Raw genomic sequence first — 16,141 nt, forward strand, 5'->3', positions numbered from 1 at the left:
ATGCAGAAAGTTCCTATCTTTGCACAAAATTTAACTATTAAAAGATATGAGTTACAACTTGTTGAAAGGAAAAAGAGGTGTTATCTTCGGTGCTTTGAACGATCAGTCTATTGCCTGGAAAGTGGCAGAGCGTGCCGTAGAAGAAGGTGCAACCATTACATTATCAAATACTCCGATGGCTATCCGTATGGGAGAAGTCGATGCTTTGGCCGAAAAATTAAATTGCCAGGTTGTTCCGGCAGACGCCACTAGCGTAGAAGATTTGGAGAATGTATTCAAGACCTCCATGGATATACTGGGTGGACAAATTGATTTTGTACTCCACTCTATCGGTATGTCTCCCAACGTGCGCAAGAAACGTACTTACGATGACCTTGACTATGGAATGTTGGATAAGACATTGGATATTTCAGCTGTTTCATTCCACAAAATGATTCAGTCGGCCAAGAAACTGAATGCTATTGCTGATTATGGTTCTATCGTTGCTTTGAGCTACGTAGCCGCACAGCGTACTTTCTATGGCTATAATGATATGGCAGATGCAAAGGCTTTGTTGGAGTCTATTGCTCGCAGCTTCGGTTACATTTACGGACGCGAACATAGCGTACGTGTGAACACGATTTCACAGTCGCCTACATTTACTACTGCCGGTTCGGGCGTGAAGGGTATGGACAAATTGTTCGACTTCTCCAACCGTATGTCTCCGCTCGGAAATGCAACGGCTGACGAATGTGCCGATTATTGCATCGTGATGTTCTCCGATCTTACCCGTAAGGTGACTATGCAGAACTTATTCCATGACGGTGGATTCTCCAGCGTAGGTATGAGTCTTCGTGCCATGGCTACTTACGAAAAAGGACTCGATGAGTACATGGACGAAAATGGTAACATCATTTACGGATAAAAGATTATGAAACTACGGATCTCTCTTCTTATTATATTAATGAGTATGCTTTTCACCTCCTGCGGGATAAGCACAGGAAAGGGTATGGAGCAGAAGGAAGAAGAGATTTCTGTTCTGAGATATGATAAGCTGTTGAGCGAATATGTTCGCTCCAACAGCTTTTCTGCCATGCAGAAGTTGACGATGGACTACCGTATGCCGACGAAGATCCTGATTGAGGATGTATTGTCTATCGGCACGGTGAAAGATGATACCATCTCGCAACGTCTGCAAAAATTCTATTCGGATACGACTTTGGTTCGTTTGCTTAGCGATGTAGAAGCAAAATATCCTAATCTGGATGAAGTGGAAAAAGGACTTAGCAAAGGATTTCGGAAACTGAAAAAGGAAGTGCCTGATACGAAAGTGCCGTTTATCTATTCGCAAGTATCCGCTTTCAACGAATCTATTATTTTGGTGGATTCTTTATTGGGAATCAGTCTTGATAAATATATGGGGGAAGATTATCCTCTTTATAAGCGTTTCTATTACGATTATCAGTGTCGCTCGATGCGTCCGGAACGGATTGTGCCGGATTGTTTTGTTTTTTATCTTTTGAGCCGCTACGGTATGAACTATCATGAAGGTACTTGTCTGATTGACTTGATGATGCATACGGGGAAGATCAATTACGTAGTGCAGAACTTATTGGGATATAGTGATATAGGTGAAGCAATGGGGTATTCCAAGGAGGAAAGCGACTGGTGCAAGGATAATGAAAAGGAGATATGGAATTATATCTGTACCAACGATCATCTGCATGCTCGTGACCCGATGGTGATTCGCTATTATATGAAGCCTGCTCCTGCTGTTGATATGTTGGGTGCTCAAGCTCCGGCATTGATAGGTACGTGGGTGGGAGCAAGAATCATTGCTTCTTACATGAAAAAGCATAAGGATATGAAGCTGAAAGATCTTCTGGAATTTACTGATTACCACGAAATGTTAAGTGAATCCAACTACCTGGCTTCCTGAATCGTTTCTCTTTCTTGTTTCTCAATTTTTAATTTTCAATTCTCAATTTAATAAGTGGAAACTGCCCTTTATTTGTTGCCCGTGACTTTAGGCGATACATCGATTGAAAAGGTATTGCCTTCCTATAATAAGGAAATTATTTCCGGTATCCGGTATTTTATAGTCGAAGATGTTCGTTCTGCCCGTCGTTTCCTGAAAAAGGTGGACCGGGAGATTGATATTGATGCGTTGACATTTTATCCGTTGAACAAACATACTTCACCTGAAGATATTTCCGGTTATCTGCAACCTTTGGTAGGCGGAGCTTCAATGGGAGTTATCTCCGAAGCCGGTTGTCCGGCGGTAGCTGATCCGGGAGCGGATGTGGTTGCCATCGCACAACGTAAAAAACTGAAGGTCGTTCCTTTGGTCGGACCCTCTTCGATTATTCTTTCCGTGATGGCTTCGGGCTTTAACGGGCAGAGCTTTGCGTTTCATGGTTATCTGCCGATTGAACCGGGGGAACGTGCCAAGAAACTGAAAACATTGGAGCAGCGTGTGTATGCTGAAAATCAGACACAACTTTTCATTGAGACGCCTTACCGGAATCATAAGATGATAGAAGATATTTTATTAAACTGCCGTCCTCAAACAAAGCTTTGTATTGCTGCCGATATTACGTGTGAAGGAGAGTATATACAGACGCGTACAGTGAAGGACTGGAAGGGACATGTGCCTGAACTGTCTAAGATTCCCTGTATTTTTCTCTTATATAAATAACGCCTTTCAGGTGTTCATATTCATCTTCGAAACAGCTACTGAAGAAGCCTTTTCCCAAGTTTTCCTCTATCTGTTTGAAACTCCATAGCTTACTGTTTTTAAAGCGAGGGGTACAAAGGATGGAATCATCCTTGATATCAACGATGAATAAGTAGATAAGACGGTTGGTTACTTCATTTTCAAAGTGATAAACGATGTTGAATTCTGGTTTGATATCTTTCTCATGCGGGAAAGCATTGTTTATCAAACGAGTGGCACCTGCCTCCAAAGATTCTCCGTAACGGAGATAACATTCCATGGGAATATCCACTTTTCCTTTGTCCAAAATTGCTGTTGACGATCTGTCGCAAAGGAATAGCATTCCGTGAGTGGATATGGCAATTCTTATCACCGGATTGATGTATGCGTTCTTATAATTAACAGCCTCTATCGCAGGGGTCTTCCCGATTACGTCTCCTTTTGTATTCACAATAGGAACATATTCTGTGTGAGACATTAAGTGATTGAAGAAACGGATAGCGATCTGGTTGAACAGGATGCTCATGAGAAAGACCGTAGGAGGTAATACTTTATAGAGTACAAATAGACTTGTCTTACTAAGTGGGTCCTGCAAAATGACAGTGATGCTGATTATAATGAAATGCAGTATTCCAAAAATCAGGGCAATGCGGGCAGATACAACGGCGGCTTCTGCTCCCTGAGCATATAAACGTTTGTTGCAAGAACCTATCTGTTTTAAGAAGTGGTTGATAAACCTTTTCTTATGCATATAAAGACTTAGCATCGGAATGAGAATACTGACTTCCAGAGTCAGTGGTAACGCACCGGGGGGAACATAATCACCGGGAATGAGAGCTGCTACGGATAATAGTGCCAACACTCCGGTCGCTATATAGAGGATAAAATTAGGAATTAACAATCCTTTACGTCGATAAGAAAGGTATATTCCTATAATACCTATACCTGTACCGATGTAAATAGCCGTGTCTTGCGTTATAAGTTCACACAACAAAATGGAAATAATAACGGGGATAAAACCCAGCGACATGTTAAATGCGGAAGAAAGTATTCCTTTATGGTCCATCTCTATATTTATGTTTATTTGTCGGTTCTATCTATAAAACAAATAGTGTATGTGTTTTGTTTTCTAACGAATATGTTTCTCTGCATGGTAGGAGGAACGAACAAGGGGAGCACTCTCTACGATGTTGAACCCTTTCTCTAAACCAACTGTTTTATATTTCGCGAATTGCAACGGAGTGATGTATGCCGCAACAGGATAATGCCGGTGACTCGGTTGCAGGTATTGACCTATGGTAAGGATCTGGCAACCGGTTGCTAACAGATCGTCCATCAATGTTTCGACTTCCTCCGGAGTTTCACCCAGTCCGACCATAATGCCGCTTTTAGATTTGACTCCCTTTTCGGAAATGTGCCTGATAACCTGTAAGCTTGTATCATAATTTGCTGCACTGCGCACTAGTGGACTAATGCGGCGCACAGTTTCCATATTGTGTGATATGATGTCGGGGCGGGCGTCAATTACTAAATCTACCAACTCCATTCTGCCTTGAAAATCCGGAATCAGTACTTCAATGGTTGTCTGTGGATTCAACCGTTTTATTTCCCGGATGGTACGTGCCCAATGTGCTGCTCCCAAATCAGGTAAATCATCCCGGTCTACAGAGGTGATGACAGCATGATCCAGTTTCATCAGTGCGATGGACTCTGCTACGTGCGTCGGTTCGTTTACATCTAACGGATGGGGACGTCCTGTCTGTGTGTTACAAAATTTACAGCTACGTGTGCAGATATCACCGCCAATCATGAAGGTGGCAGTTCCTTTTCCCCAGCATTCCCCCATATTAGGGCAACGCCCACTGCTGCATATAGTGTGCAAGCAGTGGGAGTCGACAATTCGCTTTGTTTCGGTGTATCGTTCGTTGGCACCGATATTAATTTTCAGCCATTCGGGCTTACGTACTCTATCCGTCATTATAAGTTGTTCAAGAAGAAGTTGGTTAACCGTGTGTACAGGTGTTGGCGAGTATTGCCACCATATATTCCATGATTACGATTCGTGTACACTTGCATATCAAATTGTTTTCCAAGCTGGACTAACTGTTCGGCATATTCTGCGCAGTTCTGGAAGTGAACATTGTCATCTGCCATACCATGTACCAGCAATAAATTTCCATGAAGTTTATCGGCACGGGTGAAGGCTGATGATTCCTTATATCCTTCCGCATTTTCTTTGGGAGTGCGCATGAAACGTTCGGTATAAATCGTATCATAGAAACGCCAGTCGGTCGGTGCGGCTACTGCTACTCCGGCTTTGAATACGGGAGTTCCTTCGCTCATGCTCATAAGAGTCATGTATCCGCCATAACTCCAACCCCAGATACCGATGCGGTTTTTGTCCACATACGCTTGTTTGCCTAGGTAAAGCGCTGTTTCCACCTGGTCTTTGGCTTCTTTGACTCCGATTTTCAAATAGGTACATTTCTCAAAAGCTTCTCCACGGCCTCCAGTGCCACGACCATCTACACATACCACGATATAACCGAGGCTTGCCATGTATGTCTCCCAGCTGATTCCCCAAGTATCCAATACCTGTTGGGAACCCGGGCCACTATATTGATACATCAGTACCGGATATTTTTTGGATGCGGAGAAATTAACCGGTTTCATCATCCAGCCGTTCAACTTCACGCCATCTGTAGTCTGGAAAGTAAAGAACTCTTTTTGTGGTACTGCATATCCGGACAATGTTTGTTTCAACGCATCATTTGTAATAAGCGTTTTGAGCGTTTTGCCCGAATTATCGTTCAAGGTAACTAACAAAGGAGTATCCAGGCTGGAGAACTTGTTCATATAATACTTCATCGATTTGCTGAAAAGCGGTGTATTGGTTCCTGCCTGTTGAGACAATTTGGTCTTTTTGCCTTTCTTGTCTGTTTTATAGACAGCCTTGCGCAGAGGACTCTCTTCGTTGCTGGTATAATAGAAAGAGCCGTCTTCTTCATCATATCCCAAGAAATCTTTCACTTCGAACTTACCATTAGTAACCTTTTTAATCAGGTTACCTCCCATGCTATACCAATAGAGATGACTGTAACCGTCACGTTCGCTAAGCAGGCTGAAATATTCCGGATAGAACTGAATGTTATCGAAAATATTCTCCTTTATGTAATAAGGAGATTCATCACGGAGTATTAGTTTGCAAAGTGTTGAACGAGGATCGGCAAAGTAGAGATCGAAACGGTCTTGATGACGGTTCAATGTCATGATAGCCAATTTGTTGGCATCCTTTGTGAAACGGATACGCGGAATGTATCCATCTGCATCCAGCGGGAGTTTCATCGTACGGGTGACATGTGACTTGATGTCATACGTGCGTACTTCTACTTTCGAATTCGGGTATCCGGCTTTCGGATACTTGTAGGTATATTCACCCGGATAATCTTTTAAAGCATCAATGTGGGGTGCTTGCCCGGCAAATACCGGAAAAGAATAGGAGGGAACTTCTGACTCATCGAAGCGGATGAAAGCGATCAGTGTATTGTCAGCGCTGAATTCCAAAGCACGGTCGAAACCGAACTCTTCTTCATACACCCAGTCGGGGATGCCGTTGATTACAGAGTTCTGTTTGCCATCCTCCGTAATTTGGCTTTCACTGTTGCCATAAAGCAGCTTAACAAGAAATATGTTATTGTTGCGGACAAAAGCAATCATTGTACCGTCTGGAGAAAAGACGGGGACCTGTTGAGGTCCACCGTCAGACAGCCGTTCAATAATGTTGTTTGTCGTAACGCCCTTATCATTTCGTTTCAAAGGGTAAATGTAATGTACAGCTGTGTATGAATGCCTATATATAGGTGTCGTTTTAGTAGCAATCAGCAATTTCTGACCGTCGGGCGAGAACTGGTAACTGTCGAAGTTCTTGAAGTCACATTCGCGTGTAGTGCTTACATCGAAAATCACTTCTACTTTCTCGCCTGTTTTGAAAGAGTATTTAATGATTTGCGTGCCGTCAGCGTTCATCTGCGTGTAGTGTTCGCCATCAGGCATGGGGATTACTCCCTGGATATTTTCCGGGCGGAAACGTCCGGAGGTGATATCTTTTAAATCGAGTGCCTTTTGTCCTTGTGCCATTCCGGTCAGACAGAGAAGGCAGAGTAATAAAGTGATGCTGATCTTTTTCATCTGCTTTTATAATCGGTTTTGGTTTTAATTCGTACTTGCAAAAGTAACAATAAACTTAGATTCAACAAAGCCTGACCGATTTTTATATAGATTTGATAAGGATTATTGGGTGAGATTCAATATCTTTGTGAAAAGGACTTTAAACATTACCACTATGAATTCAAAAAGAAAAGATTTGCAATATGCTTCTGTCTTCTTATTGGCCGTAGCATTGACATTCCTGTTAGGGAAGGGGGATAATCTGTGGTTGGTATCGTGGGGTGACTTGATACCGAGTTTGTTTGTGCTGTTCATAGCAGGTGATTGTTTGCATAGTTCCTTGCTCCGTATCAAACGCGGCGAAGAGGATGGAGGAGCCCGGTGGAGTACTTGTTTCACTTTTCTGGTATTCAGTATTGTTTTTATGGGCGACTTATTCTATATCGGCAACTTTATTGTGAATAAACTGTGGGGCTAAAGGATTAGTAGAAATTCTGTTTCACAGGTATTTAATAGTAAGATTTTCTTCTTAACTATAGCTTTTAGTTTACTTTAACTAGATAAATTAGTTTATGAACTAAAACTTTTCGTTATTTGCAGCAAACAAAGTTGCAGATATGAAAGGATTAACAGCAAAAGAAGAAGAAATCATGGGCTTTTTCTGGGAAAAAGGCCCCTTGTTTGTGAAAGAAATGTTGGCTTTCTATGAAGAGCCCAAGCCTCATTTTAATACATTATCTACGATTGTGCGTGGGCTGGAAGAAAAAGGTTTTTTAGCTCACTATACTTTTGGGAATACTTATCAATACTATCCCGTAGTCAGTGAAGAGGATTTTCGTAAAGGAACGTTGCGGAATGTGATTAGCAAGTATTTTAATAATTCTTATCTGAATGCTGTTTCTTCTTTGGTTAAAGAGGAAGATATTTCGTTGGATGAATTGAAACAACTCATTCACGAAGTGGAACAGGCTGATAAGAAACACTAATCTTTTTAACGAAAATCTATGCTATGGGAGTTTTCTTCATCTATATATTAAAATCGTCAGTTTGTCTTGTTTTGTTTTACCTGTTTTTCAGGTTATTACTTAGCAAGGAAACTTTTCATCGTTTCAATCGAATGGCTTTATTGGGAGTGTTGTTCTTTTCATTACTCATTCCTTGTATCGAAGTAACTACCCGGCATCAGGTTGAGGTGCAACAGGCTATGCTTTCCATCGAGCAGTTGCTACTGATGGCAGAGTTGGAAGCTACCCCTGTTGATGCTGATGTAGTGCAGGAGACGTCGGCTATATCTTGGGTACAGGTGGTTCTGCTGGTTTATTTGGCGGGTATTCTGTTTCTTGCCTGTTGCAATATCTATTCTTTGATTTGTCTCTTTCGGTTGATACATTCCGGTAAACATGAGAAGTTGGAAAAGGGGGTACACTTGTGGTGCACAATCAGGAGATAGCTCCGTTCAGTTGGATGAAGTATATTGTCATCAGCCGGAAAGACCTGAAGGAAAACGGGAGGGAAATCCTTATTCATGAAATGGCTCATATTCACCATCGTCATTCAGTTGACTTATTGGTGGCGGATATTTGCATCTTTTTCCAATGGTTCAACCCTGGTGCGTGGTTGTTGAAACAGGAGTTGCAGAATATTCATGAGTACGAAGCGGATGAGACTGTAATCAATGAGGGTGTAAACGCAAAGGAATATCAACTATTATTAATAAAAAAAGCTGTTGGCACAAGGCTCTACTCTATGGCCAACAGCTTTAATCACAGTAAACTTAAAAAACGTATCACTATGATGTTAAAAGAAAAATCGAATCCGTGGGCACGGTTGAAGTATTTGTATGTACTTCCGTTGGCAGCTATTGCAGTAACTGCTTTTGCCCGTCCTGAAATCTCTGAAAAAATGGAAGAGATTTCTGCTGTCAAAGTTAATGATTTGGCGGAAATTGTGCAAGAAAAGGTGCTGCAAGATACAGTGAAAGTATCAAAAGATGAGAAGAAAGATGCCGTAGTGGTGTCTGGAGTGAAGTCTAAAGCGGAAGAAGAAATTATTGTCTTTGAAGTTGTGGAGCAGATGCCGGAATATCCTGGCGGTATGAATGCATTGCAAAAGTATCTGATGGATAAAGTAGCCAGTTCTTCTATGAAAGGTAAAGCAGGTGGCAGAGTGATGGTTGGTTTTACGGTAGCTGAAACAGGGAAAATAAAGGATGTACATGTACTTCAGTCGGATGAGGAGGCATTGAATCGGGAAGCAGAAAGAATTGTCAGTGAAATGCCGGATTGGATTCCCGGAAAGCAACGTGGCAGACCTGTGCCGGTGAAATATACTATCCCTGTAAGATTCGGAAGTTTCAGATTTGCAGAGAATAAACCGCCTTTGATTTTGTCTGATGGCAAGGAGATTAGCATGGAAGCTATGGAAAAGTTAGACCCGTCAACAATCGAAAGTCTATCTGTGTTGAAAGACTCTGCTTCAATAAAAGTGTACGGTAAACGTGGAGCAAACGGGGTGATACTTGTGAATACTCAAAGAGGCAGTAAGGATAAAAAACACAATATAGAAATCAGTTTTTCTAAGAAAGCAACTAATGCGGATGCTATACCCGATTTCCCTGTCAGTGGAACTGTTGTTGACGAAGAGGGACGTCCAAAAGCTGGGGTAAGTATTATTGTACCTAATACAAATCATGGTACGATAACGGATATAAATGGACATTTTAGTCTAGAAGCAATAAAAGACGGCAATCTGTGGTTCTCGTTTATCGGATATAAGCCTGTAAAAGCTCCTGTAACTTCTACGATGAATATACGGATGGAGCAGGAGGTCGTTAAACTGTTCCCTGAACTTTCAGGCAGTGCGCTAAATGTAAGTTCTGGAACTAAGGGTGTTAATGGTGTATCTATATATGGGATAAAAGGTGAACAGTCTTTGGTCATAATTGATGGGAAAGAAGCTATGGATAAAGATGCCTTATCCAAGCTCGTACCGGACCATATAAAGAGTATTTCTGTGCTGAAAGATAAATCAGCACAGGCCGTTTATGGCGATAAAGGAAAGAATGGGGTAATTATTGTAGAAATGTTGACGGATGAGGAATATCAGACCCGTCAGAACAAGAAATAGAAGAAATCATGCATTGATTTGTTGACGGAGGTACGCTAGTATCTCCGTTTCTTGTTCCGGATGGAACCATTGTATTTCTTCATCTCTTTTGAACCAAGTCATCTGTTTACGCGAATAAATGCGGGAGTTTTGCTTGATTTTATCTATGGCAAAGGGGAGTTCCCATTCTCCATCCAGATACTTGAACAGTTCTTTATAACCTACTGTGTTGAGCGAATTGAGGTGGCGATAGGGAAGTACCGAGCGTACTTCTTCCAGTAATCCTTCCTCCATCATCTGATCTACCCGACGGTTAATACGGTCATACAACTCTTCCCGATCGCGAGTCAGACCGATTTTTAGAATACGGAAAGGACGTTGCTTTTTTTGTTGGGTGCGAAAAGAAGTATAAGTGCGTCCGGTCATATAGCAAATTTCCAATGCATGAATTACACGTTTGGGATTCTTCAGATCCACTATCCGATAATATTCCGGATCTAGCAGGCGAAGTTCTGCACAGAGTTGTTCAAGTCCTTCCTCCTCATATTTCTGTAGCATGAGTTGACGGGTTTCCGCATCAACGGTAGGAATATCGTCGATACCTTTACAGATAGCGTCTACATACATCATTGAGCCACCTGTGAGAATCACAACTTCATGTTGCGTAAATAATTTTTCCAGAATTTCCAACGCTTCTATTTCATATTGGGCGGCACTGTAATAGTCTGTAAGGTGGAGCGTACCGACCAATTGATGAGGGACACGTTTAAGTTGATCGGGAGTAGGAGCTGCCGTGCCTATTTTTAATTCGGCATAAAGCTGTCTCGAGTCGGCAGATACAATACTTGTCTGAAAAGTTTCTGCTAAGCGCAGGCTCAATTCCGTTTTCCCTACACCTGTAGGACCTATTAGAACAATGAGAGTAGGCATTGGGCTTTAAGTATTAAGTATTATGTATCAAGTATTAAGTATTAAGTATTAAGATGTGTGGGGAACTAAAAAATATTAGGTATTAACTGCTTGGCGCTGCATAGCAATTAATACCTAATACTTGATACTTAATACTTAAAATTTTTCTTCTTCGTATGGAGTACTTGCGTCGCCACCTATGTCGAATCCTTCCTGATCGAAGTCTTCCATGTCGAAATCTTGGTCACCATAGAAGTTTTCATCCAGATCAAGAGAACCGCTGGCAGCAGCCATTTCTTCAAAATCTACCGTTTGTTTAGGGGCATCTCCTGATTTCTTGGTACATTTGGCGCCATTCATATCTTTTCCGGTGATAATTTCGGATAGTTCGATGAAGAAACAACGTTCTGTTATGTAATCGAATACATATAGCAGTTTCTGTTTTTCATCTTCCACCAGTTCACTGATAACAGTGTCTTTCATTACCCAGCTATCCATTTCCGGATTGTCGTCCATTTCTTCCAAGGTTACTTCTTTTCCTTTTTCCCAATCGTCATCGCAGATAAAGAAAGAAGTCATCTGGTCGTTTGTGTACCCTACTGATTTCAGTATTGCTTCATGGAAGTCATAAAAAGTAGCTTCCGGATCAATTTGTATTTCTCTGACAAAATCGTCAACTTCATCAGATATGATAGTAAATCTGTATATCATAATATGACTATTTTGAACTGTTTATTTAATGATACCACGTTCTGAATTACGGATGAAATCAATAATATAGTCAATTTCCGGACTTTTTTCAAATTCATCTTCTATTTTCTTCAATGCTTCTGTCGTGTTCAAACCACTTTGATAAATGATACGATATGCATTGTGAATACTTTCGATCACTTCATTGGCAAAACCACGACGGCGCAGACCGATGATATTGATTCCACTGAAAGCAATCGGTTCACGTCCTGCGATGATGTAAGGAGGAATATCTTTACTGAAGCGGCAGCCGCCCTGAATCATTACATGACTCCCTACATGACAGAATTGGTGCATCAATACATTAGCACTGACAATCGCATTATCATCAATGATGATTTCACCTGCCATCTTGGTAGAGTTACCGATGATACATCCGTTACCAACCAATGCGTCGTGTGCTACGTGTACACCCTCCATCAGTAGATTGTTATTTCCTACAATCGTGCGCCCTTTAGCTGCTGTACCACGGTTGATTGTTACATTTTCACGAATCAGATTATTATCCCCGATTTCGGCTGTCGATTCTTCACCGCGAAACTTAAGGTCCTGCGGAACGGCTCCGATAACAGCACCCGGAAAAATAGTGTTTCCGTTACCAATACGTGAACCATATAAAATATTGGCGTTAGCCATAATTTTATTGTTGTCGCCGATAACTACGTTCTTATCTATAAATACAAAAGGCGCAATTTCTACATTTTCCCCGATTTTAGCTTCGGGATGAATATACGCTAAAGGACTTATCATGCTTTTAATATATCAATTATTACTTATTTTTCACTATTTGTGCCATGAACTCTGCTTCGCAAACAACTTTCTCGCCAACAAATGCATATCCTTTCATAGTAGAAATGCCGCGGCGGATAGGTGCCAGCATTTCTACACGGAAGATAATAGTATCTCCCGGCACTACTTTCTGGCGAAATTTCACTCCATCTATTTTCATGAAATAGGTAGAATAACGTTCGGGTTCGTCTACTGAATTCAAGACAAGTAAACCACCGACTTGTGCCATTGCTTCTACTTGAAGTACTCCCGGCATCACAGGTTCTTGTGGGAAATGTCCCTGAAAGAAAGGTTCGTTAGCCGTGATATTTTTGATACCTACAATGTAGTTAGCACCAATCTCAATCACTTTGTCAACCAGTTGGAAAGGATAGCGGTGCGGCAATAATTCGCGGATACGGTTTACATCCATTACCGGCTCACGACTACAGTCGTAACTTGGCGCCTGTATCTCGTGCAAACGGATTTCTTTCCGCATCTGGCGTGCAAACTTATTATTGATAGTATGTCCGGGACGGGTAGCAATGATACGACCTTTAATCGGTTTACCAATTAAAGCAAGGTCACCGATCACATCCAACAACTTGTGGCGGGCACATTCATTGGGCCAAACCAACGGCTTGTGGTTGATATAGCCTAATTGTTCAGCGTCCATGTGAGGTACTCCCATCACATCTGCCAACTTGTCGAAACTTTCCTGTGACATCTTACGCTCGTAGATTACGATTGCATTGTCCAGGTCACCCCCTTTAATCAATCCGGCGGAAAGCAGCGGTTCTATTTCGCGAACAAAGACGAAAGTACGGCTGGCAGCCACTTCGTCTTTGAAATTATGCATATCTTCGAGTGTAGCAAACTGATTCGGAATAATGGTTGAATCGTAAGAAACCAGTACATTCAGACTGAAATTCTCGTCAGGAAGTACAATGATAGAAGAGCCTGTCGTTTCATCCCGGAACTCAATTTTAGACTTGATAATATAAAAGTCTTTGACGGCATTTTGTTCTACGGTTCCTACACGTTCTATTTCTTGTACATAATATTGTGCACTACCATCTAAAATAGGAAATTCCGGTCCGTTAACCTGGATGAGGCAGTTATCAATGCCCAGTGCGTAGAGGGCTGCCATACCATGTTCAACGGTGCTTACTTTGACTCCATTCTTCGACAATACAGTACCACGGGTGGTTTCTGTCACATTGTCGGCTACTGCATCGATAGTTGGTTGTCCTTCTACGTCAATGCGCTGGATCTTATATCCGTGATTGTCCGGAGCAGGATTAAATGTTACAGTGAGATCAAGTCCAGTGTGAAGACCTTTCCCGCTCAGTGAAAAGCTATCTTTCAGCGTTTTTTGTTTCAGCATTGGTTACTTATTTAATAGTTGTTTTAATTCTTCTACTTCTTTGCGCAGATTACGCAATTCTTTCTGCATATCCGGCAAGCTTCTTTGTGCGACGGATGCTTTAAAGTATTGCTTCAGTTCCATGGGAGGAGTTCCGATAAGTTGACTACCGGATTTGATGTCTCCGGGTACACCTGACTGTGCGCCTAAACCAACTTTGTCTCCTATCTTGGAATGTCCTGCAATACCTACCTGGCCTCCGATCATACACCATTCACCAATTTTGGTAGAACCGGCAATTCCGGCTTGTGCAGCCATTACGGTATGCGAACCTATTTCATCATTATGTGCTATTTGTATCAGATTGTCTAATTTGACACCACTATGCACTACCGTAGCTCCCATTGTAGCACGGTCTACACAAGTATTAGCACCTATATCTACTTTATCTTCCAGAATGACAATTCCGATTTGCGGAATCTTATCGTATCCGTTCGGAGTGGGAGCAAAGCCAAATCCGTCAGCTCCGATCACTGCACCCGAGTGCAGGATACATTCGTTACCTATGCGGCAATCATGATAAACATTTACATTGGAGTAAAGCAAGCAACTGTTGCCTATCTTCACGCCGTCTCCAACAAAAGTGTGTGGATAAATTTGGGTATTATCTCCGATCACGGTATTTTCACCGATATAGGCAAATGCACCGATGTATACGTTCTCACCAATTTTGGCGCTGGGTGCAACGAAAGCTAATGAATCTATACCTTGTTTCTTAGGTTTGCTCATCTCATAAAGATTGAGCAATTTAGCCAGACTTTCATATGCATTGTCTACCTTAATCAGAGTAGCTTTTATTTCGTGCTCGGGAGTGAAGTCCTTGTTAACCAGGACAATGCTTGATTGTGTCTCGTAGATGTAAGGTGTATATTTGGGATTTGACAGGAAAGAAATTGCTCCGGGCATTCCCTCTTCAATTTTAGCGAATGTGTGTACCGTAGCGTTTTCGTCTCCAATGATTTCCCCTTGGATAAATGCTGCAATTTGCTTAGCCGAGAACTCCATGTCTTTAATTTAAAATTTAATTAGTTCACAAATAACGGATTTTTTTTTCAGATTTCCGTGTTATTGCATGAATATTTTATACTTATCTGTGTAATCTCTGATAGCAGAGATAGTATTTCTTTACCTTTTTGGACAATAATGAGATGTTCAGCATGTCCGATGCTTCGGCAATATTTTTGATAGTGCCGTCTTTGTAGATAATGTCAATACTGTCATCTGCCGGGTCATACATATTCTTTTCGATGCTGGGGGTAGAGACAAAATAGTTCGCTTCGGAAAGGGTTATACCTAATTGCTGGCTGATGTGCAAAGTTAATTTCTTTTTTCTGTCCTCACTAATCGGTTCCGATGAAATTTCTACTTTAAAGATATTTCGGTTTATCATTCCCATGCTTAAAGTAGAAAGTACCTTGTCTGCATGAGTACTCCAGACTTTCAAGGCTGTCCATATATCATTGTCGTCCAGTTGAATAAAATTCTCCAGACAGTCGGGGTTGTTATAGAACTCCGTAGGATTGATATCATTGTAAAGGAAAAAACGCAATGCGGGTGATGCGAACAGTTCCACTCCTTGTGATGCCAGTTCTTTAGCACGTAATAGGGTACTGATAAGCATTTTTTCGTATGCGACGGACGTCTTATGCAGATATACTTGCCAGTACATCAGGCGACGTGCCGTAAGGAAATTCTCGATAGAGTAGATTCCTTTGGATTCGACAACCAGGCGGTCGTCCGCTACATCAAGCATTTTTATAATCCGTGCGGAACCGATATTTCCTTCTGTCACACCTGTGTAAAAGCTGTCGCGGCGAAGATAATCCAATCTGTCCATATCCAGCTGACCGCTTACAAGTTGATGGAGAAAGCGTTTTGGATATTCGTCTTTGAAGATTTGAATGGCAAGACTAAGCTGACCACTCATCTCTTTGTTCATCCGTTCCATCAGCATGAGGGAAATCTCTTCGTGGGAGACCCCTTTTACTATAGTATCTTCCAGTACATGTGAGAAAGGCCCATGTCCTATATCATGTAACAGGATGGCGGCCTGTACAGCTTCCGCTTCACTGTCAAAGATGAAATTACCTTTAGAAGCCAGTTGGCTGATAGCTTCACTCATCAAGTAAAAAGCACCTAAAGAGTGTTGGAAGCGGGTATGTTGTGCACCGGGGTATACAACAGATGATAATCCTACCTGCTTGATGCGGGTAAGACGCTGCAAAAGGGGATGCCGTACTATATCGTACAGTAACCCCTTTGGAATATTGATGAACCCGAATACGGGGTCGTTAATTATCTTTCTTTCGTAAGGCATTCGT

General features: G+C 41.7%; 14 protein-coding genes and 1 pseudogene. 6 read left to right on the plus strand and 9 right to left on the minus strand.

All coding sequences use genetic code 11. From position 1 onward, the window contains the following. The first annotated feature begins 46 nt into the window (after positions 1 to 46). The 3 genes from NXX38_RS12520 to NXX38_RS12530 are packed head-to-tail and all read left to right on the plus strand — an operon-like array spanning position 47 to position 2,677. Complete coding sequence (locus tag NXX38_RS12520) at positions 47 to 904, plus strand: enoyl-ACP reductase (RefSeq protein WP_004304518.1); 858 nt, start codon at positions 47 to 49, stop codon at positions 902 to 904. 6 nt (positions 905 to 910) lie between these two features. Continuing rightward, the gene (locus NXX38_RS12525) at positions 911 to 1,918 is read left to right on the plus strand and encodes a gliding motility lipoprotein GldB (RefSeq protein WP_148364301.1); all 1,008 of its coding nucleotides are present in this window, start codon (positions 911 to 913) and stop codon (positions 1,916 to 1,918) included. A 54-nt stretch (positions 1,919 to 1,972) separates the two neighbouring features. Beyond that, entirely contained in the window at positions 1,973 to 2,677 is a 705-nt protein-coding gene (locus tag NXX38_RS12530; protein WP_148364302.1) for an SAM-dependent methyltransferase, read from the plus strand. Here the strand turns inward: NXX38_RS12530 and NXX38_RS12535 are convergent. The 3 genes from NXX38_RS12535 to NXX38_RS12545 all read right to left on the minus strand — a co-directional run bounded on the left by NXX38_RS12535 (position 2,643) and on the right by NXX38_RS12545 (position 6,883). Next, positions 2,643 to 3,761, minus strand: a complete 1,119-nt coding sequence (locus tag NXX38_RS12535) for a hypothetical protein (protein WP_148364303.1) — start codon at positions 3,759 to 3,761, stop codon at positions 2,643 to 2,645. The genes NXX38_RS12530 and NXX38_RS12535 overlap by 35 nt on opposite strands. Before the next feature lie 63 nt (positions 3,762 to 3,824). After that, on the minus strand, positions 3,825 to 4,673 hold the full coding sequence (lipA, locus tag NXX38_RS12540) for a lipoyl synthase (protein ID WP_148364304.1): 849 nt from the start codon (positions 4,671 to 4,673) through the stop codon (positions 3,825 to 3,827). Continuing rightward, the gene (locus NXX38_RS12545) at positions 4,673 to 6,883 is read right to left on the minus strand and encodes a S9 family peptidase (RefSeq protein ID WP_195648484.1); all 2,211 of its coding nucleotides are present in this window, start codon (positions 6,881 to 6,883) and stop codon (positions 4,673 to 4,675) included. The genes lipA and NXX38_RS12545 overlap by 1 nt, the downstream gene beginning before the upstream one ends. Positions 6,884 to 7,037: 154 nt before the next feature. Between NXX38_RS12545 and NXX38_RS12550 the strand changes: the two genes are divergently transcribed. From NXX38_RS12550 to NXX38_RS12560, 3 genes and pseudogenes are all read left to right on the plus strand, one after another. Beyond that, positions 7,038 to 7,340 (plus strand): hypothetical protein, encoded by a 303-nt coding sequence (locus NXX38_RS12550; protein ID WP_004304524.1) that lies wholly within the window; start codon positions 7,038 to 7,040, stop codon positions 7,338 to 7,340. Between the two features lie 139 nt (positions 7,341 to 7,479). After that, positions 7,480 to 7,848: a BlaI/MecI/CopY family transcriptional regulator gene (locus NXX38_RS12555; protein ID WP_009000503.1), complete on the plus strand. Its 369-nt coding sequence runs from the start codon at positions 7,480 to 7,482 to the stop codon at positions 7,846 to 7,848. A 23-nt stretch (positions 7,849 to 7,871) separates the two neighbouring features. Then, positions 7,872 to 9,988 (plus strand): annotated as a pseudogene (locus tag NXX38_RS12560) (TonB family protein). 6 nt (positions 9,989 to 9,994) lie between these two features. Here the strand turns inward: NXX38_RS12560 and miaA are convergent. The 6 genes from miaA to NXX38_RS12590 all read right to left on the minus strand — a co-directional run bounded on the left by miaA (position 9,995) and on the right by NXX38_RS12590 (position 16,137). Then, entirely contained in the window at positions 9,995 to 10,897 is a 903-nt protein-coding gene (gene miaA / locus NXX38_RS12565) for a tRNA (adenosine(37)-N6)-dimethylallyltransferase MiaA (RefSeq protein WP_004304526.1), read from the minus strand. A gap of 135 nt (positions 10,898 to 11,032) precedes the next feature. Then, positions 11,033 to 11,587: a plasmid pRiA4b ORF-3 family protein gene (locus NXX38_RS12570; protein ID WP_148364307.1), complete on the minus strand. Its 555-nt coding sequence runs from the start codon at positions 11,585 to 11,587 to the stop codon at positions 11,033 to 11,035. 21 nt (positions 11,588 to 11,608) lie between these two features. Then, a complete protein-coding gene (gene lpxA, locus NXX38_RS12575; protein ID WP_148364308.1) occupies positions 11,609 to 12,376 on the minus strand; it encodes an acyl-ACP--UDP-N-acetylglucosamine O-acyltransferase in 768 nt (255 codons plus the stop codon). 19 nt (positions 12,377 to 12,395) lie between these two features. Then, complete coding sequence (locus NXX38_RS12580) at positions 12,396 to 13,781, minus strand: bifunctional UDP-3-O-[3-hydroxymyristoyl] N-acetylglucosamine deacetylase/3-hydroxyacyl-ACP dehydratase (RefSeq protein WP_148364309.1); 1,386 nt, start codon at positions 13,779 to 13,781, stop codon at positions 12,396 to 12,398. A gap of 3 nt (positions 13,782 to 13,784) precedes the next feature. Further along, on the minus strand, positions 13,785 to 14,825 hold the full coding sequence (gene lpxD / locus NXX38_RS12585; RefSeq protein WP_217721561.1) for a UDP-3-O-(3-hydroxymyristoyl)glucosamine N-acyltransferase: 1,041 nt from the start codon (positions 14,823 to 14,825) through the stop codon (positions 13,785 to 13,787). A gap of 82 nt (positions 14,826 to 14,907) precedes the next feature. After that, a complete protein-coding gene (locus tag NXX38_RS12590) occupies positions 14,908 to 16,137 on the minus strand; it encodes an HD domain-containing protein (protein ID WP_258979622.1) in 1,230 nt (409 codons plus the stop codon). Positions 16,138 to 16,141: the final 4 nt, after the last annotated feature.

It is taken from the genome of Bacteroides sp. BFG-637 (genome assembly GCF_024793605.1).
In the GTDB taxonomy this organism is placed as follows: Bacteria; Bacteroidota; Bacteroidia; order Bacteroidales; family Bacteroidaceae; genus Bacteroides; species Bacteroides vicugnae.

Coding starts and splice junctions, on each gene's coding strand:
- NXX38_RS12520 (WP_004304518.1), top strand. CDS start 47: ATGAGTTACAACTTGTTGAAAGGAAAAAGAGGTGTTATCTTCGGTGCT.
- NXX38_RS12525 (WP_148364301.1), top strand. CDS start 911: ATGAAACTACGGATCTCTCTTCTTATTATATTAATGAGTATGCTTTTC.
- NXX38_RS12535 (WP_148364303.1), bottom strand. CDS start 3,761: ATGGACCATAAAGGAATACTTTCTTCCGCATTTAACATGTCGCTGGGT.
- lipA (WP_148364304.1), bottom strand. CDS start 4,673: ATGACGGATAGAGTACGTAAGCCCGAATGGCTGAAAATTAATATCGGT.
- NXX38_RS12545 (WP_195648484.1), bottom strand. CDS start 6,883: ATGAAAAAGATCAGCATCACTTTATTACTCTGCCTTCTCTGTCTGACC.
- NXX38_RS12550 (WP_004304524.1), top strand. CDS start 7,038: ATGAATTCAAAAAGAAAAGATTTGCAATATGCTTCTGTCTTCTTATTG.
- NXX38_RS12555 (WP_009000503.1), top strand. CDS start 7,480: ATGAAAGGATTAACAGCAAAAGAAGAAGAAATCATGGGCTTTTTCTGG.
- miaA (WP_004304526.1), bottom strand. CDS start 10,897: ATGCCTACTCTCATTGTTCTAATAGGTCCTACAGGTGTAGGGAAAACG.
- NXX38_RS12570 (WP_148364307.1), bottom strand. CDS start 11,587: ATGATATACAGATTTACTATCATATCTGATGAAGTTGACGATTTTGTC.
- lpxA (WP_148364308.1), bottom strand. CDS start 12,376: ATGATAAGTCCTTTAGCGTATATTCATCCCGAAGCTAAAATCGGGGAA.
- NXX38_RS12580 (WP_148364309.1), bottom strand. CDS start 13,781: ATGCTGAAACAAAAAACGCTGAAAGATAGCTTTTCACTGAGCGGGAAA.
- lpxD (WP_217721561.1), bottom strand. CDS start 14,825: ATGGAGTTCTCGGCTAAGCAAATTGCAGCATTTATCCAAGGGGAAATC.
- NXX38_RS12590 (WP_258979622.1), bottom strand. CDS start 16,137: ATGCCTTACGAAAGAAAGATAATTAACGACCCCGTATTCGGGTTCATC.